Source organism: Streptomyces sp. AHU1 (assembly GCF_045343905.1).
Lineage (GTDB): Bacteria > Actinomycetota > Actinomycetes > Streptomycetales > Streptomycetaceae > Streptomyces > Streptomyces triticiradicis.
The window spans coordinates 2,099,291-2,121,706 of sequence record NZ_CP174283.1 but is presented as its reverse complement, the minus strand read 5'-3'; the positions used below and the strand labels follow the sequence as shown (position 1 = coordinate 2,121,706).

The 22,416-nt window shown below is 70.8% G+C and carries 15 protein-coding genes; 6 read left to right on the top strand and 9 right to left on the bottom strand.

Annotated features, from left to right (window positions below):
* Positions 1–62: 62 nt before the first annotated feature.
* The 6 genes from ACICHK_RS09705 to ACICHK_RS09680 form a co-directional block, all read right to left on the bottom strand.
* Complete coding sequence (locus tag ACICHK_RS09705) at positions 63–1,808, bottom strand: S8 family peptidase (RefSeq protein ID WP_406836584.1); 1,746 nt, start codon at positions 1,806–1,808, stop codon at positions 63–65.
* A gap of 338 nt (positions 1,809–2,146) precedes the next feature.
* Positions 2,147–3,286 carry a PAC2 family protein gene (locus tag ACICHK_RS09700; protein WP_406836583.1) on the bottom strand — a complete coding sequence of 380 codons (1,140 nt, stop codon included), beginning with the start codon at positions 3,284–3,286 and terminating at the stop codon, positions 2,147–2,149.
* 315 nt (positions 3,287–3,601) lie between these two features.
* The gene (locus tag ACICHK_RS09695) at positions 3,602–5,218 is read right to left on the bottom strand and encodes an FAD-dependent oxidoreductase (protein ID WP_406836582.1); all 1,617 of its coding nucleotides are present in this window, start codon (positions 5,216–5,218) and stop codon (positions 3,602–3,604) included.
* 19 nt (positions 5,219–5,237) lie between these two features.
* Positions 5,238–6,776: a glycerol kinase GlpK gene (gene glpK / locus ACICHK_RS09690; protein WP_406836581.1), complete on the bottom strand. Its 1,539-nt coding sequence runs from the start codon at positions 6,774–6,776 to the stop codon at positions 5,238–5,240.
* A gap of 146 nt (positions 6,777–6,922) precedes the next feature.
* The gene (locus ACICHK_RS09685; RefSeq protein ID WP_151468333.1) at positions 6,923–7,711 is read right to left on the bottom strand and encodes an MIP/aquaporin family protein; all 789 of its coding nucleotides are present in this window, start codon (positions 7,709–7,711) and stop codon (positions 6,923–6,925) included.
* A gap of 878 nt (positions 7,712–8,589) precedes the next feature.
* Positions 8,590–9,354 carry an IclR family transcriptional regulator gene (locus tag ACICHK_RS09680; RefSeq protein WP_151468334.1) on the bottom strand — a complete coding sequence of 255 codons (765 nt, stop codon included), beginning with the start codon at positions 9,352–9,354 and terminating at the stop codon, positions 8,590–8,592.
* A 267-nt stretch (positions 9,355–9,621) separates the two neighbouring features.
* On the opposite strand from ACICHK_RS09680, the gene metH reads away from it, so the two are divergent.
* The 3 genes from metH (at position 9,622) to ACICHK_RS09665 (ending at position 16,061) form a co-directional block, all read left to right on the top strand.
* Positions 9,622–13,149, top strand: coding sequence for a methionine synthase (gene metH, locus ACICHK_RS09675; protein WP_406836580.1), 3,528 nt, complete (start codon positions 9,622–9,624; stop codon positions 13,147–13,149).
* A 140-nt stretch (positions 13,150–13,289) separates the two neighbouring features.
* Positions 13,290–13,991: an HAD family hydrolase gene (locus tag ACICHK_RS09670; protein ID WP_406836579.1), complete on the top strand. Its 702-nt coding sequence runs from the start codon at positions 13,290–13,292 to the stop codon at positions 13,989–13,991.
* Positions 13,992–14,456: 465 nt separating this feature from the next.
* Positions 14,457–16,061 (top strand): ABC transporter substrate-binding protein, encoded by a 1,605-nt coding sequence (locus ACICHK_RS09665; RefSeq protein ID WP_406836578.1) that lies wholly within the window; start codon positions 14,457–14,459, stop codon positions 16,059–16,061.
* Between the two features lie 275 nt (positions 16,062–16,336).
* Here ACICHK_RS09665 and ACICHK_RS09660 read toward each other — a convergent pair whose 3' ends face one another.
* Positions 16,337–17,008 (bottom strand): response regulator transcription factor, encoded by a 672-nt coding sequence (locus ACICHK_RS09660; protein ID WP_037628456.1) that lies wholly within the window; start codon positions 17,006–17,008, stop codon positions 16,337–16,339.
* Positions 17,009–17,022: 14 nt separating this feature from the next.
* Entirely contained in the window at positions 17,023–17,958 is a 936-nt protein-coding gene (locus tag ACICHK_RS09655) for a RecB family exonuclease (protein ID WP_406836577.1), read from the bottom strand.
* A 174-nt stretch (positions 17,959–18,132) separates the two neighbouring features.
* Between ACICHK_RS09655 and ACICHK_RS09650 the strand changes: the two genes are divergently transcribed.
* The 3 genes from ACICHK_RS09650 (at position 18,133) to ACICHK_RS09640 (ending at position 21,900) form a co-directional block, all read left to right on the top strand.
* Complete coding sequence (locus tag ACICHK_RS09650) at positions 18,133–19,797, top strand: site-2 protease family protein (protein WP_406836576.1); 1,665 nt, start codon at positions 18,133–18,135, stop codon at positions 19,795–19,797.
* A gap of 41 nt (positions 19,798–19,838) precedes the next feature.
* Positions 19,839–20,741, top strand: coding sequence for a tRNA (adenine-N1)-methyltransferase (locus ACICHK_RS09645; protein WP_151468339.1), 903 nt, complete (start codon positions 19,839–19,841; stop codon positions 20,739–20,741).
* A gap of 559 nt (positions 20,742–21,300) precedes the next feature.
* Positions 21,301–21,900, top strand: coding sequence for a hypothetical protein (locus ACICHK_RS09640; RefSeq protein WP_406836575.1), 600 nt, complete (start codon positions 21,301–21,303; stop codon positions 21,898–21,900).
* A gap of 119 nt (positions 21,901–22,019) precedes the next feature.
* On the opposite strand, the gene ACICHK_RS09635 is transcribed toward ACICHK_RS09640, so the two are convergent.
* Positions 22,020–22,325: a ferredoxin gene (locus ACICHK_RS09635; RefSeq protein WP_151468341.1), complete on the bottom strand. Its 306-nt coding sequence runs from the start codon at positions 22,323–22,325 to the stop codon at positions 22,020–22,022.
* Between the last annotated feature and the right edge of the window lie 91 nt (positions 22,326–22,416).

Sequence of the window (22,416 nt, the reverse complement as noted above, 5' to 3'; positions counted from 1 at the left end):
CCTTCCATCCGTGGTTGGTTGCGTTCCGTTCTGTTGGGTTCCGGTCCGGCGGGACGACGTCCTCAGCCCGTGACGACCAGGCCGACGATCTCGTCGTCCGCGAACCAGACCCGTACGTCAGGCCGTCCCCCCGCGAAGGCGGAGTGCACCGCCCGGCGGATCTCGGGGGACGGATCGTCGAGGCTGCGCCAGGCACCGGACACGTACAGCCGGAGCCTCGGCGGGAGTTCGCGCGGATACGGCAACAGCTCGTCCCAGTACCGTTCGGCCTGGCCCGAGCCGACCGCCTCCGGCAGCAGACGGGCCACCGCCGCCTTGATGTCGGGCCGGCTGCCGATCCGCTGGGAGGCGGGCCGGCCCGGCGCGTCCTGCTGCGGGGAGCCCGTGGTCCGCAGCAGGACGCGCGCACGCTCCGCGGACATCGGCGCCTGGCCCGCGGCCTTGAGCATGCCCTGCAGCGCGGCCAGGGCGCCGACCACCACCGGGGAGGCGGAAGAGGTCCCGGAGAACGTGTCCGTGTACCAGGCGATCTCCTCGGCCCCGCCCTGCAGATCGCCGGGCCGGTCCCAGAAGCCGCCGGTGGTCGTGACCTCACGGCCCCAGCCCTGCGCGTCCACGCGCGCGCCGTGGTTGGAGAACGCGAGCCGTGAACGGTCCGGGCCGTGGTCGCGGCCGTGCGTTCCGGGCGGCGGTGCGCCCGCGCCGACCAGGATCGCCCCGGAGGACGGGTTGGACGGGTTGAACGGGTTGCGCCACCACTCGGGGAACTCCGCGGGCCGGCGTTCGTAGAGCGCGTCGTCGAGCGACTCGGCGCCGTTGCCGGCCGCGGCCACCACCAGAATGCCCCGGGCGGTCGCGTCCTGGACGGCGGCGAAGTCGTCGGGCCACCACTCCAGCGGGATGTAGCCCGCCTGGCTGTCGCGCTCCTCGAAGTCGAACCGGGGCCCCGGGGCGTGCAGTCCGACCAGGATGATGTCGCCCGGGCCCAGCCGCTCCGCCGCCGCGTGGACCGCCGCGGCCGTTCCGACACCCCGGACGGAGGCGGCCGCGGTCACGGCGTCCGGCACGATCCCGGTGATCCCGTGCTCGTCGCGGCCGCCGCCGATCACACCGATGACGGCGGTGCCGTGGTTGCGCCAGGCGAGGTCCGTGTGCGGCGTGCCGACGACGACCCCGGCGAGCTTCGACGCCAGGTCCTCGTGCCCGAGCTGCCAGGAGCCCTCCACGTCGATCACGGTGACGCCCCGGCCCGAACCGCCCGGCCGCTGCCACGCCCAGTACGCGTCGACGCCCTCGGGCGCCGGGCGCAGATAGCCCTGCCTGCCGGTGAAGTCGGGGGTGACCGGCGCCCCTTCCTTGGTCCGCCTGCCGTCGTCGGCGCTCCGGCCGGTCCACGGCGCCGTCTCCCGTGACGCGGGAACGGCACCGGGCTTCACGTACGCCGCGTCGATCCCCGGCAGCGCCGCGATCCGCGCGCGCAGTTCCCGGGCGCGGTCGCGCGCGCCGCGCAGCCGGTAGAAGAGCGCGAGGCCGGGGCCGCTCCCGCCGCCCGCCGCGGACTGCCGGAGCCGGTCCTCATTGCCGAACAGCGGTTCCAGTACGAGCTGTTCGTCACTGAGGAACATGTCGAGGGCCGAGACGTCGGCGCCCGCCACCGAGCGGACGCCGTCGGCCCGCGCGCGCAGCCCGGCTTCCGGACGGGCGACGACGATCAGTTCCTGCTCGGCTCCTCGATAGGTGAATCCCGCTCCGTCGGGCCCCGGCCCGGACGTTCCCGGGCCCTGCGCCGGCTGTACCTGGTCGGTCATCGCGTGCCGCTCCCTTCGATCCCTGGGGTGCCGGTCCCTGCGTGTGCCGTACGCCGCACAACCTGGCACGCCCCCGGCATCCCGTCCACCTCGAATGCGCCAACTTGGTTTGAGGACAAGTTGAATTGGGCAACCTGTGCAATCCGTCCTGAAACAGATGTCACGCCGAATTCAGGCCGAAGACCGACGAGACGGATGTCATGTCGTGGGGCGGCACGGGTGGTTGGCCGCGCCGGGGCGCACCGCCGCGGACGTGACGGACGGGCCCGCGGCCACGGGCCCGGACAGCGGCAAGGGGCGGTACGCGTGGCGCGTACCGCCCCTTGCGGGCCTGCCTGTCAGTCCTCGGAGGAGTCCTCCGCGTCGGAGGAACCGGAGGAATCGGAGGGGCCGGATGGGCCGGGGGTGTCCGGCGTGTCCGTGGACTCCGCCCCGCCCGGCGCGTCCGACGTTCCCGGGCCGTTCTCGGAGCCGGACCCGCTGTCCTCCCGGGCGTCCGGCCCGGTGTCCTGCCCGCCGCCGGACTCGGGGCGCTGCGTCAGCGGCGGCCGGCCGCGGCCGCCGGGAGTGTCACGGATGTACGAGGCCGGCTCCCCGCTCTCCGTCGCGTGGCCCTGGGTCCCCGCCGCCGGACCCCCGCCGTCCCTGCGGCGCAGGTAGCGCTCGAACTCGCGGGCGATCGCCTCACCGGACGCCTCCGGCAGCTCGGCGGTGTCCCGGGCCTCCTCCAGCGTCTGCACGTACTCGGCGACCTCGCTGTCCTCGGCGGCCAGCTGGTCGACGCCCAGCTGCCAGGCCCGCGCGTCCTCGGGCAGCTCGCCCAGCGGAATGCGCAGGTCGATGAGGTCCTCCAGGCGGTTGAGCAGCGCCAGCGTCGCCTTCGGGTTGGGCGGCTGCGACACGTAGTGCGGTACGGCCGCCCACAGGGACACGGCGGGGACACCCGCGTGCGTGCACGCCTCCTGGAGGATGCCGACGATGCCCGTGGGGCCCTCGTACTTGGTCTCCTCCAGGTCCATCGTGCGGGCCAGGTCGGCGTCGGAGGTGACGCCGCTGACCGGAACCGGACGGGTGTGCGGGGTGTCGCCGAGCAGCGCACCCAGGATCACCACCAGCTCCACGCCCAGTTCGTGCGCGAAACCGAGCAGTTCGTTGCAGAACGAGCGCCAGCGCATCGACGGCTCGATGCCCCGCACCAGCACGAGATCGCGCGGCTTCTCGCCGCCGATCCGGACCACCGACAGACGCGTGGTCGGCCAGGTGATCTTGCGTACGCCACCGTCCAGCCACACGGTCGGGCGGTTCACCTGGAAGTCGTAGTAGTCCTCGGCGTCCAGCGCCGCGAACACCTCGCCCTTCCATTCCCGATCCAGGTGCGCGACCGCGGCGGAGGCGGCGTCGCCGGCGTCGTTCCAGCCCTCGAACGCGGCCACCATGACTGGGTCGATCAGCTCGGGAACCCCCTCCAGCTCGATCACCCAGCGCCTCCTTCCGATGTGCCCTCTCGTACGCCTCAACCTTACGGCGTGCCGAGGGGGCCTCCGCAGCCCCCTCGCACGGGGGAGTGAACGGATCACTGCCCCGTCGAAGGCCCGGAAACACGCGTGCCCGCCAACCCCGCCCCGCGCGTTCGTCCGCGCCGCGCCCGGCCAACTCGCGCGGGAGCCGGGCACATTGCCGTGGAGGAGGTGTCCGGTGAGCGCGCGGTGCCCGCACACGGGTGAGGGGCGGCACCCCCCCGTGGGAGCCGCCCCTCACCCGCCCTGACCGGACCCCGGTCCGGCCGGTGGCGCCTACTTCTCGTCGAGCAGTTCCTGCACCTTGCCGCGGACCTCGTCCGTGGCGAGACCCCGGATCGTCAGCGTCGTACGGCGGCGCAGCACGTCGTCCGCCGTCTCGGCCCACTCGTTGTCCCGGGCGTAGACGACCTGCGCCCAGATCTCCGGGGCGTCCGGGTGGACCCGCTCGCCGAGCGCCGGGTTCTCGTTCGCCAGCCGGGCGATGTCGAAGGCCAGCGAGCCGTAGTGGGTGGCCAGGTGCCTGGCCGTGTCGGCGGCCATGCGCGGACCGGGCGCCGGGCCGTCCACCAGCAGGCGGTGGGCGACCGCGCGCGGGTTGGCGACACCGGGCAGCGGCAGCTTGCGCGGCAGCTCGGAGATCGGCTCGAAGTCCTCGCCCAGCGGCCGGCCCGGCAGCGACTCCAGCTTCTTCATCACGGTCCGGCCGATGTGCCGGAAGGTGGTCCACTTGCCGCCCGCGACGGACAGCATCCCGCCGCGGCCCTCCGTGACGACCGTCTCGCGCTTGGCCTTCGAGGTGTCGCCGGGGCCGCCCGGCAGCACCCGCAGACCGGCGAAGGAGTAGGTGATCAGGTCCCGGGAGAGCTGCTGGTCACGGATGGAGAACGCGGCCTCGTCGAGTATCTGGGCCGTGTCCTTCTCGTTGACCGAGACGTCCGCCGGATCGCCCTCGTACTCCTCGTCGGTGGTGCCGAGCAGCAGCATGTCCTCCCAGGGGAGGGCGAAGGTGATGCGGTACTTGTCGATCGGGGTGGCCAGCGCCGCCTTCCACGGGGAGGTCCGCTTCAGCACCAGGTGCGCGCCCTTGGACAGCCGGATCGACGGGGCCGCGTTCGGGTCCTCCAGCCTGCGCAGGTGGTCCACCCACGGGCCGGTCGCGTTCAGCACGAGCCGGGCGTCCACCCCGAACTCGTCGCCGGACAGCCGGTCCCGCAGTTCCGCGCCCGTCACCCGGCCCCGGGTGAAGCGCAGACCCGTGACCTCGGCGTGGTTCAGGACCGCGGCGCCCGACTCGACGGCCGCGCGGACCGTCATGAGCGCCATGCGGGAGTCGTTCATCTGGTCGTCGCCGTACACGGCCACGGCCTTGAGGTTGTCGGTGCGCAGCTCGGGCACGTCCTGCGCCGCCTTCGAGGGGCTGAGCAGGTGCCCGACCCCGTCACCGAAGGCCGACAGGGCGGAGTAGGCGAAGACGCCCGCTCCGAGCTTCGCCGCGCCGTGCGGCCCGCCCTTGTACACGGGGAGGTAGAACGTGAGCGGGTTCGCCAGGTGGGGGGCCACCTGGCGGGAGACCGCACGGCGCTCGAAGTGGTTCTCCGCCACCAGCTTCACCGCGCCGGTCTGCAGGTAGCGCAGACCGCCGTGGAGGAGCTTGGAGGAGGCGGAGGAGGTGGCTCCGGCGAAGTCGCCGGCGTCGACCAGCGCCACCCTGAGCCCGGACTGCGCGGCGTGCCAGGCGGTGGAGATGCCCAGGATGCCGCCGCCGATGACGAGGAGGTCGTACGTCGCCTTGGAGAGCTGCTCCCGGGCCTCGGCGCGGCTCGGGTTCGAGCCGGAGGCCGGGTGCGTACCGAGGGCAGGCACGGACTGCAGGGTGGACTGACTGGTCATTGCGGGTTCTTACTCCTCGTCAGTTCTCGTCTTCGATCCAGCCCATGGTCCGTTCCACGGCCTTGAGCCAGCTCTTGTACTCACGGTCGCGCACGTCCGCGGCCATGTTGGGGGTCCATTCCGCGGCCCGGCGCCAGTTGGCGCGCAGGTCCTCGGTGTTGGTCCAGAAGCCCACGGCCAGACCGGCCGCGTAGGCGGCGCCGAGGCAGGTGGTCTCGGCGACCATCGGGCGCACCACGGGGGCGTCCAGGACGTCGGCCAGGGTCTGCATCAGCAGGTTGTTGGAGGTCATGCCGCCGTCGACCTTGAGGGCCGTGAGCTCGACGCCGGAGTCCTTGGTCATGGCGTCGCTGATCTCACGGGTCTGCCAGGCGGTGGCCTCCAGGACGGCGCGCGCGATGTGCGCCTTGGTGACGTACCGGGTCAGTCCGGCGATCACACCGCGGGCGTCGGGACGCCAGTACGGGGCGAACAGACCGGAGAAGGCCGGCACGAAGTAGGCGCCGCCGTTGTCCTCGACCGAGGACGCGAGCGTCTCGATCTCGGCGGCGGACTGGATCAGGCCCATCTGGTCGCGCATCCACTGGACGAGCGACCCGGTGACGGCGATGGAGCCTTCCAGGGCGTAGACCGGGTCCTGGTCGCCGATCCGGTAGCCGACCGTGGTCAGCAGCCCCGAGTAGGAGTTGATGATCTTGTCACCGGTGTTCATCAGCATGAACGTGCCGGTGCCGTAGGTGGACTTGGCCTCGCCCTCGGAGAAACAGGTCTGGCCGAACAGGGCGGCCTGCTGGTCGCCGAGCGCGGAGGCGACGGGGATGCCGCCGAGCAGCTCGCCGAGCGGGCCGCCGGTGATCTCGCCGTAGACCTCGGCGGAGGAGCGGATCTCGGGCAGCACCGCCAGCGGGACGCCGATGGACTCGGCGATCTTGTCGTCCCACTGCATGGTGTGCAGGTTCATCAGCATGGTGCGGGAGGCGTTGGTGACGTCGGTGACGTGCTTGCCGCCGTCGACACCGCCGGTCAGGTTCCAGATGACCCAGGTGTCCATGGTGCCGAAGAGGATGTCCCCGGCCTCGGCGCGCTCGCGCAGGCCCTCGACGTTGTCGAGCAGCCAGCGGGCCTTGGGGCCCGCGAAGTACGACGCGAGCGGCAGACCGGTCTCCCGGCGGAAGCGGTCCTGGCCGACGTTGCGGCCGAGTTCCTTGCAGAGCGCGTCGGTGCGGGTGTCCTGCCAGACGAGGGCGTTGTGGACGGGCTCACCGGTGTTCTTGTCCCACAGCACGGTGGTCTCGCGCTGGTTGGTGATGCCGATGGCCTTGATGTCGTCGCGGGTGATGCCGGCCTTCTGGATGGCTCCGGCGACGACCTCCTGGACGTTGGCCCAGATCTCGGTGGCGTCGTGCTCGACCCAGCCCGGCTTCGGGAAGATCTGCTCGTGCTCCTTCTGGTCGACGGAGACGATGCGTCCGTCGCGGTCGAAGACGATGCAGCGCGACGAGGTCGTGCCCTGGTCGATGGCGGCGATGAAGGGGCCGGCGGTGTGTGCGTCGGTCACTTGATGCTCCTGGTGTCCGTGGGAGAGGGGCTGTTATACGGCGCGGTGCTTCAAAGCGGTGCTGTGCGGCTCATGGTGCATGGGACCGGTGCTGTGCGGCTCATGGTGCATGGGGCGCGGCTTCCAAGCGTGCTGGAGCGGGGCTCCTAGGCGAAGGCGACGTTGTATATGCCTGCCGCGATCGCGCCGCCGATGAGCGGGCCGACGACCGGGATCCAGGCGTAGCTCCAGTCGGAACCACCCTTGTTGGGCAGGGGGAGCAGGGCGTGCACGATGCGCGGACCGAGGTCACGGGCCGGGTTGATCGCGTAGCCGGTGGGGCCGCCGAGCGAGAGGCCGATGCCCACCACCACGAAGGAGGTGATCAGGGCGCCGAGGACGCCCAGGCCGTTGCCGTCGTTGTTCAGGCCCTGCGTGAGGATCGCGAGGATCAGCACCACGGTGCCGATGATCTCGGTGGCGAGGTTCTGCACGACGTTGCGGATCTCGGGGCCGGTGGAGAAGACACCGAGCACCGGTCCGGCGCCGGGCTCCTCGGCCTCGACCGCCTTCGTGACCTTCTCCTCGGGCACTCCGACGATCTCGCTGTCGGTGAGGTGCGCGAGGAACTGGCCGTAGTAGGCGACCCAGACCAGCACCGCGCCGATCATGGCGCCGAGCAGCTGTCCGCCCCAGTAGGTGGCGAGGTTGCTGTAGTCGTCGTCCTTGATGGCGAGCGCCAGGCTCACGGCCGGGTTGAGGTGGGCGCCGGACAGCGGCGCCGAGATGTAGACCGCGGTCATGACCGCGAAGCCCCACCCGAAGGCGATGGCCAGCCATCCGGCGGCACGTGCCTTGGAGGCCTTCAGCGTGACGGCGGCGCACACGCCACCGCCGAGCAGGATGAGAACGGCGGTACCGATGGTCTCGCCGATGAAGATGTCGGAGCTGGACACCCGCGACTCCTTTGTCCTTCGTCCAGGGGAAGCCGAACCCCGGGTCCCTCCGGTGGTTCGTGCTCTCGGGGAGTGAGAGCGATGTCGGCCCCGGCATTGCCACACCATAACGCCTATTGCCGGTAGGTGTTCGACAATGTCGACCGATGGACGGGAGTCTTGCTTCCGCTTCGTCGCCTCGTCAAGGGTTCGGTTATCGAAAGCGCGATCGTTATTGATCGCTGCGTGCTATCGGTGTGTCGCCCCTCGTCCGGGGACGTACGAAGGAGGCCGGGAGGCATTCCGCTTCCCGGCCCCGGCTCCCGCGCGTCCCGGGCCCGGCTCCCGCACTTCCCGGGCCCCGCCCCGTGCGGGACCGGGTCCGCCGCACGTCGGGGCCGCCGCTGGCCGGTGCGCGCGTCAGGCCCCCGCGCGACGGTGTGCGCCCGAGGCCGGTTCCGCGAACGGTGTACGCGTCGAAGCCGCCCGGCGGGCGGTGTACGCGTCGCCACGGCTCGGCGAACGCCGTTCGCGCCCGGACGCCTGACCTGCGGCGTGTGCGGGGGAACGGCCCGGTGGGCGGCGTTCGTGCCGGTACGGCTCGGTCGACCGGGTGCGCGTCGACACGGCTTGGCCGAAGGAGTGCGCGTGGGCACGGCTTGGCCGAAGCCGTGCGTATGGGTGCGGCCGGCCCACGGCTGTGCAGGTGTGCGTGGGTGCGGCCCGCCCGTGAAGGAGGAGGAGAGGTGGGGGCGTGCGCGTGGCTACGGCTCACCCGTGAAGTGTGCGCGCCGACGCGGCCGGGGCGTGCGCGCCGGAATCACCCGGCCGAAGGCGTGCCCTTCGGCGGCGCCTGGTCGAAGGCGTGACCCTCGGTGGCGTCCGGTCGAAGGCGGGTGTCAGAACCGCCCGGCGCCCAGGTCGCGCGACACCGCGCGGGCGCAGTCGCGCACCGCGGCGATCAGCTCCGGACGCAGTTCCCCGTCCTTGCACACCCGCTCCACGGCCCCGGTGATCCCCACCGCGCCGACCGGCATGCGCCTGCGGTTGTGGATCGGGGCGGCGACGGAGGCGACCCCCGTCCACGTCTCCTCGACGTCGTCCGCGTACCCCCGCGCGCGGGTCACGTCGAGGACGCCCTCGAAGTCGTCCAGCTCGCTGATGGTCCGCGGGGTGAACGCCTTGCGCTCGACCTCCAGGACCTCGCTGTGGGCCACCGGGTCGTACGCCGACAGCACCTTGCCCAGAGCGGTGGAGTGCAGCGGCTGCATGGCCCCGACCTCCAGGACCTGACGGCTGTCGTCGGGCCGGAAGACGTGGTGCACGATCAGGACGCCCTGCTGGTGCAGCACCCCCAGATAGACGCTCTCGCCGCTGGAGCGGGCCAGGTCGTCGGTCCACACCAGGGCGCGCGCCCGCAGTTCGTGCACGTCGAGATAGGTGGTGCCCAGGCGCAGCAGTTCGGCGCCCAGCTGATAGCGCCCGGAGACCGTGTCCTGCTCGACGAACCCCTCCTGCTGGAGGGTTCGCAGGATGCCGTGGGCCGTCCCCTTGGCCAGGCCGAGCGAGGAGGCGATGTCCGACAGGCCGAGCTGTCGCTCGCCGCCCGCGAGCAGCCGCAGCATCGCCGCTGCCCGTTCGAGCGACTGGATGTTCCGTGCCATCGCCGTGCTGCCTCCGTCCCCTTCGGCCGTCGACGCGGCCACCCGCTGCCGTTCGGCAATGTCGAACACTACCGGTCGTCATCGAACTCTCGCCAATGGGTGGTCGTCCCGTGTTCCGTCCCTCTCCACACCGGCGTCACCCATGCCGCCCCCGTCCGCCCCGTGGACGCCCATGCCCCATCTCCGGTGCTCCGGGCTACCCTGACGGCGTGCGCCTTCCATGGGAAGCGCAAAGCCGACAGCCGTCGCACTCCAGGGAGCACCTTCATGGCCTCGTTGCCGAACCCGTCCCTTTCGTCCGGTCTTTCCGAGAGCCGGAAGCGAACCGACGCACTCCGAGAAGCGCTCGCCACCCGGGTCGTGGTGGCCGACGGCGCGATGGGCACGATGCTCCAGGCGCAGGACCCGACGCTCGAGGACTTCGAGAACCTCGAGGGCTGCAACGAGATCCTCAACATCACCCGCCCCGACATCGTGCGCTCGGTGCACGAGGAGTACTTCGAGGCCGGCGTCGACTGCGTCGAGACGAACACCTTCGGGGCGAACCACTCCGCGATGGCCGAGTACGACATCGCGGACCGCGTGAACGAACTCTCCGAGGCCGGCGCCCGCATCGCCCGCGAGGTCGCCGACTCCTTCGGCGCCCGCGACGGCCGCCAGCGCTGGGTGCTCGGCTCGATCGGCCCCGGCACCAAGCTGCCCACCCTCGGCCACGTCTCCTACGGCACCCTGCGCGACGGCTTCCAGGCCAACGCCGAGGGCCTGCTCGCCGGAGGCGCCGACGCGCTGATCGTCGAGACCACCCAGGACCTGCTGCAGACGAAGTCCTCCGTGCTCGGCGCGCACCGCGCCATGGAGGCCACCGGCGTCCGGGTGCCGCTGCTGGTCTCGATGGCCTTCGAGACCACCGGCACCATGCTGCTCGGCTCCGAGATCGGCGCGGCGCTGACCGCCCTGGAGCCGCTGGGCATCGACATGATCGGCCTGAACTGCTCGACCGGCCCCGCCGAGATGAGCGAGCACCTGCGCTACCTCACCCGGCACTCCCGCATCCCCCTGCTGTGCATGCCGAACGCCGGTCTGCCGGTCCTGACGAAGGACGGCGCCCACTTCCCGCTCGACGCCGAGGGACTCGCCGACGCCCAGGAGAACTTCGTACGGGACTACGGCCTGTCCCTGATCGGTGGCTGCTGCGGCACGACCCCCGAGCACCTGCGCCAGGTCGTGGAGCGGGTGAGGGGCCTCACGCCCGCCGAGCGCGACCCGCGGCCCGAGCCCGGCGCCGCCTCCCTCTACCAGACGGTCCCGTTCCGCCAGGACACCGCCTACATGGCCATCGGCGAGCGCACCAACGCCAACGGGTCGAAGAAGTTCCGCGAGGCCATGCTGGAGGGCCGCTGGGACGACTGCGTGGAGATGGCGCGGGACCAGATCCGCGAGGGCGCGCACATGCTCGACCTGTGCGTCGACTACGTCGGCCGCGACGGCGTCGCCGACATGGACGAACTGGCCGGCCGCTTCGCCACCGCCTCCACCCTGCCCATCGTGCTGGACTCCACCGAGGTCGAGGTCATCCGCGCCGGCCTGGAGCGCCTCGGCGGCCGCGCGGTCATCAACTCCGTCAACTACGAGGACGGCGACGGACCCGAGTCCCGGTTCGCGAAGGTCACCGAGCTCGCCCGTGAGCACGGCGCCGCGCTGATCGCGCTGACCATCGACGAACAGGGCCAGGCCCGCACGGTGGAGACCAAGGTCGCCATCGCCGAACGGCTCATCGAGGACCTCACCGGCAACTGGGGCATCCACGAGTCCGACATCCTCATCGACTGTCTGACCTTCACGATCTGCACGGGCCAGGAAGAGTCCCGCAAGGACGGCATCGCCACGATCGAGGCGATCCGCGAGCTCAAGCGCCGCCGCCCCGACGTCCAGACCACGCTGGGACTGTCCAACATCTCCTTCGGCCTCAACCCGGCCGCCCGCATCCTGCTCAACTCGGTCTTCCTCGACGAGTGCGTCAAGGCGGGCCTGGACTCGGCGATCGTGCACGCCTCCAAGATCCTGCCGATCGCCCGCTTCAGCGAGGAGGAGGTCACCACCGCCCTCGACCTCATCCACGACCGCCGCGCCGAGGGCTACGACCCGCTGCAGAAGCTGATGGCCCTGTTCGAGGGCGCCACCACCAAGTCGCTCAAGGCCGGCAAGGCCGAGGAACTGGCCGCGCTGCCGCTGGACGAGCGCCTCAAGCGGCGGATCATCGACGGCGAGAAGAACGGCCTGGAAGCCGACCTCTCCGAGGCCCTCCAGAGCCGCCCCGCCCTCGACATCGTCAACGAGACCCTGCTCGACGGCATGAAGGTCGTCGGCGAGCTGTTCGGCTCCGGCCAGATGCAGCTGCCGTTCGTGCTCCAGTCCGCCGAGGTCATGAAGTCGGCCGTCGCCTACCTCGAACCCCACATGGAGAAGTCGGACGCGGAGGGCAAGGGCACCATCGTGCTCGCCACGGTCCGCGGCGACGTCCACGACATCGGCAAGAACCTCGTCGACATCATCCTGTCCAACAACGGCTACAACGTCGTCAACCTCGGCATCAAGCAGCCGGTCTCCGCGATCCTGGACGCCGCCGAGGAACACAAGGCCGACGTCATCGGCATGTCCGGGCTCCTGGTCAAGTCCACGGTGATCATGAAGGAGAACCTGGAGGAGCTCAACTCCCGGGGCCTGTCCGCCGACTACCCCGTCATCCTCGGCGGCGCCGCCCTGACCAGGGCCTACGTCGAGCAGGACCTCCACGAGATCTACCAGGGCGAGGTCCGTTACGCCCGCGACGCCTTCGAGGGCCTGCGCCTGATGGACGCCCTCATCGGCGTCAAGCGCGGCGTGCCCGGCGCGGTCCTGCCCGAACTCAAGCAGCGCCGGGTCCGCGCCGCCGCCTCCGTCCAGACCGAGGAACGCCCGCAGGAGGGGCACGTCCGCTCCGACGTCGCCACCGACAACCCCGTCCCGAAGGCCCCCTTCACCGGCACCCGCGTGATCAAGGGCATCCAGCTCAAGGAGTACGCCTCCTGGCTGGACGAGGGCGCCCTGTTCAAGGGGCAGTGGGGCCTCAAGCAGGCCCGCGCCGGCGACGGCCCGACGTACGAGGAACTCGTCGAGACCGAGGGGCGGCCGCGACTGCGCGGGCTCCTTGACCGGCTCCAGAGGGACAACCTGCTGGAAGCGGCCGTGGTCTACGGCTACTTCCCCTGCGTGTCCAAGGACGACGACCTGATCATCCTGGACGACCGGGGCAACGAGCGCACCCGCTTCACCTTCCCCCGCCAGAGCCGCGGCCGCCGACTGTGCCTCGCCGACTTCTTCCGCCCCGAGGAGTCCGGCGAGACCGACGTCGTCGGCCTCCAGGTCGTCACCGTCGGCTCCCGCATCGGCGAGGAGACCGCCAAGCTCTTCGAGGCCAACTCCTACCGCGACTACCTCGAACTGCACGGCCTGTCCGTCCAGCTCGCCGAGGCGCTCGCCGAGTACTGGCACGCCCGCGTCCGCTCCGAGCTGGGCTTCGCGGGAGAGGACCCCTCCGAGATCGGCGACATGTTCGCCCTCAAGTACCGCGGCGCCCGCTTCTCCCTCGGCTACGGCGCCTGCCCGGACCTGGAGGACCGCGCCAAGATCGCGCAGCTCCTGGAACCCGAGCGCATCGGCGTCCACCTCTCCGAGGAGTTCCAGCTCCACCCCGAACAGTCCACCGACGCCATCGTCATCCACCACCCCGAGGCGAAGTACTTCAACGCACGGTGACGGTTCCGGCGGACCCCGGCACGCGCCACGACGCGCACTGATCGGATAAGTCGTACACTTGTCGGTCCATCGCAGGCCGGTTGCCCCCTGGCGCACAAGGGGCAACCGGCCTGATCGTCCCTCAAGAGAGGTGCGCCAGGATGACCAGTACGGTCCCCTCGCTCGGAACCCGTACGGCCGAGGGCTCAGCCCTGCAGGCCGTCCTCCTCGACATGGACGGAACCCTGGTGGACACCGAGGGCTTCTGGTGGGACGTGGAGGTCGCGGTCTTCGAAGCCCTCGGACACACGCTGGACGAGTCCTGGCGCCATGTGGTCGTCGGCGGCCCCATGACCCGCAGCGCGGGATTCCTCATCGAGGCCACCGGTGCCGACATCACCCTTCCCGAGCTGTCCGTGCTGCTCAACGACAGTTTCGAGGAGCGCATCGGCCACTCCCTGCCGCTGATGCCGGGCGCCGCCAGACTGCTCGCCGAGCTCGCCGCGCACGAGATCCCCACCGCGCTGGTCTCCGCCTCGCACCGGCGGATCATCGACCGGGTCCTGGGCGCGATCGGCTCCCACTTCTTCGCGCTGACCGTCGCGGGCGACGAGGTGGAGCGGACCAAGCCGTTCCCCGACCCGTACCTCCTGGCCGCCTCCCGGCTCGGCGCCGAACCGGCACGCTGCGCCGTCATCGAGGACACCTCGACCGGCGTCGCCTCCGCCGAGGCCGCGGGCTGTCAGGTGATCGCCGTGCCCTCGGTCGCGCCCATCGCCCCCGCCGCCCGCCGCACCGTGGTGAATTCCCTGGAAGAGGTCGACCTGACCTTTCTGCATCGTCTGATGACAAATGGGCACTGATTCGTCACCGAACGTCGCCGAGACGGTCACTCGGAGTGCGGCACCGAATGCGGTGGGAAAACCCGGTGGCTTCCTGTGGTAAGCGCGGGCGAAGGCACTCCGGAATCCATAACGGGGCGGAACAGTGAATTCCGGTACGCCTCAATCAATTTTACCGTGTGACGTTCGCCACGTTACGGAGGGTCGACAGCGGGGGCGACTTGTGCCCCCGTTACCCGTTCGTGAGGTCCGGGCGTGCCCTTGTGTCCCGATTGATGAAAGCCTGCACTAATTCCTTCCCGTGTCGGGTTATCGGTGCGTCCCCTCCCCGTTTCTCAGCGTGAGCGGAAGACGATTCCGGCATCGGCCTGCTGATCTTGTGGTGCGGACTAATGTCGTCGCGAGAACATCGCCGTAACCCCGTGACCCGCCGCGCCACCCCTGCATGCCGGTTCGCGGAACCTACAGCTCTGGAGAAACACGAGCATGAACCGCAAGACTTTGGTGCTGCCGGCCGTGGTCGGCCTGCTCGCCCCAGTGCTCGCCGCGTGCGGCGGGTCCGCCAGCGGGGGCGACAGCGGCGATGCCATCGTTGTCGGTACCACGGACCAGTTCACCGCGTCCAAGGAGGCCCCGGCACCGTTCGACCCGGCGTACGCGTACGACGTCGGCACCTGGAACGTGCTGCGCCAGACCGTGCAGACGCTGCTGGTCCAGCCGCGTGGTGACGGCGAGCCGCAGCCCGAGGCGGCCGAGAAGTGCGGGTTCACCGACAGCGGGAACGAGCGCTACTCGTGCACGCTGCGCGAGGGCCTTGAGTTCTCCAACGGCGACGCGATCACCGCGAAGGACGTCAAGTTCTCGATCGACCGTGCGCGGGCCATCAAGGCCGACAGTGGTGTGTTCGCCCTGCTGTCCACCATCGACACCGTCGAGACCCGCGGCGACCGCGAGGTGATCTTCCACCTCAAGAGCGCCGACGCGACCTTCCCGTTCAAGCTGTCGACCCCGGTCGCCGGCATCGTGAACCCGAGCGACTACGAGAAGAACGCGCTGCGCGACGGCTTCTCCGTGGACGGTTCCGGCCCGTACACCGTGAAGATCGAGTCCAAGGACGACACGGTCACCAAGGCCGTCTTCACGAAGAACTCCCACTACAAGGGACAGCTGAAGGTCAAGAACTCCAAGGTCGAGCTGCGTTCCTTCGCGGACGCCGACACCATGGGAGTGGCCCTCGACAGCGGCGACATCGACCTGATGACGCGCTCGATGACGCCCGAGCAGATCACCAAGCTGGACAGCACCAACGGCGGCAACGTCAACCTGAACGAGATGCCCGGCCTGGAAATCCGCTACCTGGCCTTCAACACCGACGCCCCCTCGGTGAAGTCCGCGGCCGTCCGCCAGGCCATGGCGCAGGTCATCAACCGCGGCGAGCTCATCTCCAAGGTGTACGGCTCCCAGGCCCAGCCGCTCTACTCGCTGGTCCCGGCGACCATCACCGGCCACGCCAACGCGTTCTTCAACAAGTACGGCGACCCCAGCGTCAGCAAGGCCCAGTCCCTGCTGACCAAGGCCGGCATCACCACCCCGGTCAAGCTGACCCTGCACTACACGACCGACCACTACGGTGCGGTCACCGCGCAGGAGTTCCAGGTCCTGAAGAGCCAGCTCAACAAGAGCGGCCTCTTCAACGTCACCGTCCAGGGCACGCCCTGGTCCAAGTTCCGCCCGGCCGAGCAGAAGGGCGACTACGACGTCTACGGCATGGGTTGGTTCCCCGACTTCCCCGACGCCGACAACTACCTGGCGCCGTTCCTCGACAAGGACAACTTCCTCGGCTCGCCGTACCTGAACACCAAGATCAGCAACAACCTGATCCCGGACTCCCGCCGCGAGGCCGACCGCCTCACCGCCTCCCGGAGCCTCAACGAGATCCAGGACATCGTGGCCAACGACGTCCCCGTGATCCCGCTGTGGCAGGGCAAGCAGTACATCGCCGCCCGCGACGACATCACGGGCTCGGAGTGGGCGCTCAACTCCTCCTCCACCCTCCAGCTGTGGGAGCTGAGCCGCGGCGTCAGCGAGTGACCCAGCCGATCGACCCGAGGCCCTAGGCCCCGGGACAGGACCCGGGACCCGGCGGTCCCGGGTCTTTCGGTTTCCGCGAGCCGGACCCGACGGCTCCTCCGGGCTCCGGACACGGCGCCACGGCACCCGCCCACGGCCGCGCCCGGCGACGGTCCGTGGGCCGGCCCGTCGCCGCATCGCCGCCCACCCGCGCCGGCACACGAAAGGGCGCCCGTTCCGTCGTGGAACGGGCGCCCTCTCACATACGGCTCCGGACCGACCGGGACCGGCCGGGGCTACTGCGCCCCGGGACGCACCAGACCGCTCTCGTACGCGTACACCGCGGCCTGCACCCGGTCCCGCAGCCCCAGCTTCGTCAGGACATGCCCCACATGCGTCTTGACCGTGGTCTCGCTGACGAACAGATCAGCCGCGATCTCCGCGTTCGACAGACCGCGCGCCACCAGCTTCAACACCTCGACCTCACGGTCGGTCAGCGTGTGCAACGTGTCCGGAACCGGCTCGTCCCCGGACGGAAGATGACCCGCGTACTTGTCCAGCAGCCGACGCGTGATGCTCGGCGCGAGCATCGCCTCGCCCGCCGCGACCACCCGGATCGCCTGCACCAGCTCATTGGCCGGCGCGTCCTTGAGCAGGAAACCACTGGCACCCGCGCGAAGCGCCTCCACCACGTACTCGTCGAGGTCGAACGTCGTCAGCACCAGAACCTTCGCCGGACCGTCCCGGCCCGGACCGGTGATCTGCCGCGTCGCCTCCACACCGTCCATCCGCGGCATACGGATGTCCATCAGAACCACATCGGGCTGCAGGGCACGCACCTGATCGAGTGCCTGGAGACCGTCACCGGCCTCGCCGACGACCGCGAGATCCGGCTCCGCCTCCAGAATCATCCGGAAGCCGGTGCGCAGCAGCGGCTGGTCGTCGACCAGTAGGACGCGGATGGCCACGTAAGTCTCCTTCGCTAGTCCGGCCCCATTCTGCCCTGCTCCGAAGGCCCCGACCCGGGCGCCCTGACCGGCAGTGGATATGCCGGGGGAGTACCACCGAATTCCGGACACACCGCCTGGTGATCGCACCAGCCGCACAGCTTGGTGGGACGCGGCCGCCACTCACCCGTCTCCGTCGCCTCCCGGATCGCCTCCCACAACGCCAGCAGCTTGCGCTCGACCCGCTCCAGATCCGCGATCTCGGGGTCGTACGTCAGCACGTCCCCACTGCCCAGATAGACGAGCTGAAGACGGCGCGGAACCACCCGCTTCAGCCGCCACACCACCAGCGCGTAGAACTTCATCTGGAACAGGGCGCCCTCCGCGTACTCGGGCCGCGGCGCCTTGCCCGTCTTGTAGTCGACGATCCGGACCTCGCCCGACGGAGCCACGTCGACCCGGTCGATGATGCCGCGCAGCGTCAGCCCCGAATCCAGCCGCGCCTCCACGAACAGCTCCCGCTCGGCCGGCTCCAGCCGCGTCGGATCCTCCAGCGTGAACCAGCGCTCCACCAACCGCTCGGCCTCGCCGAGCCAGCCCGCGAGCCGCTCACCCTCCGGATCGTCCGCGAACAGCTCCGCGACCTCAGGCTTCGTCTCCCGCAACCGGTCCCACTGCACGGGAACCAACGACTTGGCCCGCGGCGCGGTCCGGTCCGCGGCCGGCGCGTCGAAGAGCCGCTCGAGAACCGCGTGCACCAAGGTCCCCCTGGTCGCCGCCTCACTCGGCTTCTCCGGCAACTTGTCGATCACCCGGAACCGGTACAGCAACGGACACTGCATGAAGTCACTGGCACGCGAGGGCGACAGCGAGGCGGGCGGACTCGCGACCACGGGAGCCGGACCACCGGCCGCACCCCCGCCGACCACGGCCGCTTCTCCGGGGACGGCACCCTCGGCACTGGTTTCCATGACAACGACCATACGGCCCGCCACCGACAGCGAACCGGCCCCGGCGGGCACCACGGCACGGAAAACGGAGGGGGTGCCGGGGCGGAACGCACCGCGACGGCCGCATACCATCGACCCCAGACCCTCCCGCTCCGCACGAACCGGGAGCGGGGACGCTTCGAACGAGGGGACATCGTGGACGAGAGCGGCGGGAGCGGGCAGCCGCGGTCCGGCACCGGCAAGGCGGCCGAGCACCACGAGAGGCCCCCGGCCTCCGCCGGCCCGGCCTTCGACGCACACCCCGGACCGGCCGGCCCCGAGACCACCGGGCCGAAGCCCGCGGCCCCCGGTCACGACACCCGGACCGCGACACAGCCCGACGCGGACACCGGCACCCGGCCGGAGCCCCCCGCCCCGGACGGGCACACCACCACGGCCCGGAACCGGCCCGGACCCGACACGGACTCGGCGACCCCCGGCACCGGGACCACCCCCGGCACCGAAACCCCACACGACCCACCGGCGAAAACCCCCGCCACCACCGGACCCGCCGAGGAGACCACACCCCCCGGCGAGCCCTCCCGACCGTCCGGACCCCCCGACGACCACGACGACCACGACGAGACCCACGAGGGACCCGCCACCACCCACCGCACCCACGCCCGCACCGAGGACAACGGCAAGAGCCGGCCACCACGGCGCACCAAGGAACCCGGCGGCGGACTCCTGATGGGCCGCCCCTTCGGCGTACCCGTGTACGTCGCACCCAGCTGGTTCCTCGTCGCCGCCCTCATCACCTGGGTCTTCGGCGGCCAGCTCGACCGCGTCCTGCCCGACCTCGGCGCCGCCCGCTACCTCGTCTCCCTCTTCTTCGCCGTCGCCTTCTACGCCTCCGTACTCGTCCACGAACTCGCCCACACCGTCGCCGCCCTCCGCTTCAAACTCCCCGTCCGCCGCATCCAGCTCCAGTTCTTCGGCGGCGTCTCCGAGATCGAGAAAGAAGCCGAGACCCCCGGCCGGGAATTCGTCCTCGCCTTCGTCGGCCCCCTCCTCTCCCTCGTCCTCGCCGGCCTCTTCTACCTCGCCATGCTCCCCGTCGAGCCCGGCACCGTCCCCGGCGTCCTGCTGGCCGGCCTGATGGTCTCCAACCTCATCGTGGCCGCCTTCAACCTGCTGCCGGGCCTGCCCCTCGACGGCGGCCGGATGCTCCGAGCCGTCGTCTGGAAGATCACCGGCAGAGCGATGAGCGGCACCATCGCCGCCGCATGGGTCGGCCGCGCCCTCGCCGTCTCCGTCCTCATCGGACTGCCCCTCCTCACCCAGTCCGAGACACTCGGCGCCGCCCCCGAGAACACCGGCGGCATGGACACCATCACCGACGCCCTCCTCGCCGCCATCCTCGCCGCGATCATCTGGACCGGCGCCGGCAACAGCCTCCGCATGGCCCGCCTGCGCGAACACCTCCCCGAACTGCGCGCCCGCTCCCTCACCCGCCGCGCCGTCCCCGTCGAGACCGGCACCCCCCTCTCCGAAGCACTGCGCCGCGCCAACGCCGTCGGCGCCCGCGCCCTGGTCGTCGTCGACACCGACGGCGAACCCCTCTCCCTCGTCCGCGAGGCCGCCATCGTCGGCGTACCCGAACACCGCCGCCCCTGGGTCACCGTCAGCAACCTCGCCCAGGACCTCACCGACGGCATGCGCGTCTCCGCCGAACTCGCCGGAGAAGACCTCCTCGACGCCCTCCGCGCCAGCCCCGCCACCGAATACCTCGTCGTCGAGGACACCGGCGAGATCTACGGCGTCCTGTCCGCCGCCGACGTGGAACGCGCCTTCGTCAAAGCCATGGCCCGCCCCTCCTGACCGTGGTCGGCGGCCCCGCCCGGGACCGGTAGGCTGTTCACATGTCCGAACCGACCGGTGCCGCCCGCAGGCGCGGGCCCTTCAAGGTCGGGGACCAGGTTCAGCTGACCGACCCCAAGGGCCGCCACTACACGTTCACGCTCGAGGCCGGGAAGAACTTCCACACCCACAAGGGTTCCTTCCCCCACGACGAACTGATCGGCGCTCCCGAGGGCAGCGTTGTCCGCACCACGGGGAACGTCGCCTACCTCGCGCTGCGCCCCCTGCTCCCCGACTACGTCCTGTCCATGCCCCGCGGCGCCGCCGTGGTCTACCCCAAGGACGCGGGGCAGATCCTGGCCTTCGCCGACATCTTCCCCGGCGCCCGCGTCGTGGAAGCGGGAGTCGGCTCCGGCTCGCTCAGCAGCTTCCTCCTGCGCGCCATCGGCGACCAGGGCATGCTGCACTCCTACGAGCGCCGCGAGGACTTCGCCGAGATCGCCCGGCAGAACGTGGAACGCTACTTCGGCGGACCCCACCCCGCCTGGCAGCTCACCGTCGGCGACCTCCAGGACAACCTGAGCGACACCGACGTCGACCGGGTCATCCTCGACATGCTCGCCCCCTGGGAATGCCTGGAGGCCGTCTCCAAGTCGCTCGTCCCCGGCGGCATCCTCTGCTGCTACGTGGCGACCACCACCCAGCTCGCGCGGACCGTCGAGTCGATCCGCGAGATCGGCTGCTTCAACGAACCGACCGCCTGGGAATCGATGATCCGCAACTGGCACATCGAGGGCCTGGCCGTCCGCCCGGACCACCGGATGATCGGCCACACCGGCTTCCTGCTCACCGCCCGCCGCCTCGCGGACGGCGTCGAGCCGCCCATGCGCCGCCGCCGCCCCGCCAAGGGCGCCTACGGCGAGGACTACGCCGGTCCGAACGCCGACGGCGGCACCGCCCGCTGACACCCAACGCACCACGACTGTGGCCGAGTTCCCGGAAGACCTCCGAGGACTCGGCCACAGCGCTTCACCCGTCGGCGCACCACCGTCGGCACACCACCACGAACCCGCGCACGGACCGCCCGCGAGGCCCCGGCAGCCCCGCCCACGGCACTCACGCGAGCACCCGCGGGTCACGGCCGCACACGCAGGGCTCCGGCCGACCGACCGTACGGGAGACCACCCGCGAGCCGTCCCGGGAGCCAGGAGACCCCTCCCCGAGGTCCGCTCCCGAGCAGCCCCGCGGAAACTCGGGGAAAGGGACCGGCCCAGGGCCACCCCAGGCCTACGGACGGACCCGCGGCCGCCCCGCCCGGAGACCTGGCCCAGACGGCCTCCCAGCACCCCCGAGCCGCGTGCCTGACCCCTTCCACGGCCCCACCAGGACCGCACGGGGAACAGCCCCCCGGACTCCACCGGAACTCCTCACAAGTCCGGACCCCGCCGTTCCACCGGGCTGTGACGTGTGGCACCATGCGGGACACCCACCCCACCGGCACAGCCCTCGCGGGAGACACCCCCAGTGCAGCAATCCGTTGTGCCGGAACTGGCACACACGCAGACCAGCCCCATTCAGTGGGTCGCCACGGCAACCGCCATCGCCGGAGTCGTGGCACTGTCCTCCGTCGTCCACCCCGACCCGGCGAGGGCGGCCCAGCCGGGCGCCGACCCGAAACCGGCCACCGCCACGGCACCGGCCGCGGCACCGGCACCGGTCGCGGCCCCCGACCCCACCGGCGTGGACTTCCCCGTCGACTGCGGGCCCGTCAAGGTCCTCGTGGAGAAGAAGGCCTCCGGAGACCTGGACGGCGACGGCCGCCCCGAGACCGTGGCCGTCGTCCGCTGCGACGCCGGCTCGGGCACCCCGCCCGACGGCGTCTACGTCCTCGTCCAGGCCCAGGGAGCCAAGGAGCCCAGGGTCGTGGCGACCCTGGTCGACCCCAAGGACCGCCTCAGCGTCACGGACTTCGCGGTGCGCGACGGAGCCGTCACCGCCACGCTCCTCGGCTACTCCTCGATCGACGTACCGAGTTGCTGCCCGGACCTGAAGCAGAACGCCAAGTGGCAGTGGAAGAACGGCGCGTTCATCCGCTCGACACCGTCCGAAGCGAACGGTGCCTGAACACGCCCCCGGCGCGAGACCCCGGCGGACCGGCGCGGGACCCCGACAAAAAAGAACACCCTCCGCGCCGCGGAGGGTGTGAGAAACCGGTCACCTCATGACGCGGAGTGCCCGAGGGGTCACTCCGCGTCCGGACCGAAGACCTCGACCTTGTCCGAAACGCGACGGACATGGATGCAGTCCCCCGGACACTCCTTCGCCGAGTCCACCACATCGCGCAGAAGCGGCAGGGGCACGGGCGTTGTGGCACCCACGTCCTGCAGCAGCTCGTCCTCGGCGCTCTTCACATAGGCCAGACCGTCGATGTCCAGCTCAAAGACCTCCGGCGCGTACTGCACACAGATCCCGTCACCGGTACAGAGATCCTGGTCGATCCAGACCTCAAGCGCCTCGCCGCCGACTCCGGCCTCCTGCTGCACGGTCATTTCTCCTGCCGTTTTCTGCGTCGAGCGGACCGAAGACTGGGGAATCGGGCCAGCTCTGACGGGTGTTGAACACTTCGACCCTACCTCCGCC

Excerpts from the sequence above, each read along its gene's own strand:
- ACICHK_RS09705 (WP_406836584.1), bottom strand. The coding sequence starts at position 1,808 with ATGACCGACCAGGTACAGCCGGCGCAGGGCCCGGGAACGTCCGGGCCG.
- ACICHK_RS09695 (WP_406836582.1), bottom strand. The coding sequence starts at position 5,218 with ATGACCAGTCAGTCCACCCTGCAGTCCGTGCCTGCCCTCGGTACGCAC.
- ACICHK_RS09680 (WP_151468334.1), bottom strand. The coding sequence starts at position 9,354 with ATGGCACGGAACATCCAGTCGCTCGAACGGGCAGCGGCGATGCTGCGG.
- metH (WP_406836580.1), top strand. The coding sequence starts at position 9,622 with ATGGCCTCGTTGCCGAACCCGTCCCTTTCGTCCGGTCTTTCCGAGAGC.
- ACICHK_RS09670 (WP_406836579.1), top strand. The coding sequence starts at position 13,290 with ATGACCAGTACGGTCCCCTCGCTCGGAACCCGTACGGCCGAGGGCTCA.
- ACICHK_RS09665 (WP_406836578.1), top strand. The coding sequence starts at position 14,457 with ATGAACCGCAAGACTTTGGTGCTGCCGGCCGTGGTCGGCCTGCTCGCC.
- ACICHK_RS09655 (WP_406836577.1), bottom strand. The coding sequence starts at position 17,958 with ATGGAAACCAGTGCCGAGGGTGCCGTCCCCGGAGAAGCGGCCGTGGTC.
- ACICHK_RS09645 (WP_151468339.1), top strand. The coding sequence starts at position 19,839 with ATGTCCGAACCGACCGGTGCCGCCCGCAGGCGCGGGCCCTTCAAGGTC.
- ACICHK_RS09635 (WP_151468341.1), bottom strand. The coding sequence starts at position 22,325 with ATGACCGTGCAGCAGGAGGCCGGAGTCGGCGGCGAGGCGCTTGAGGTC.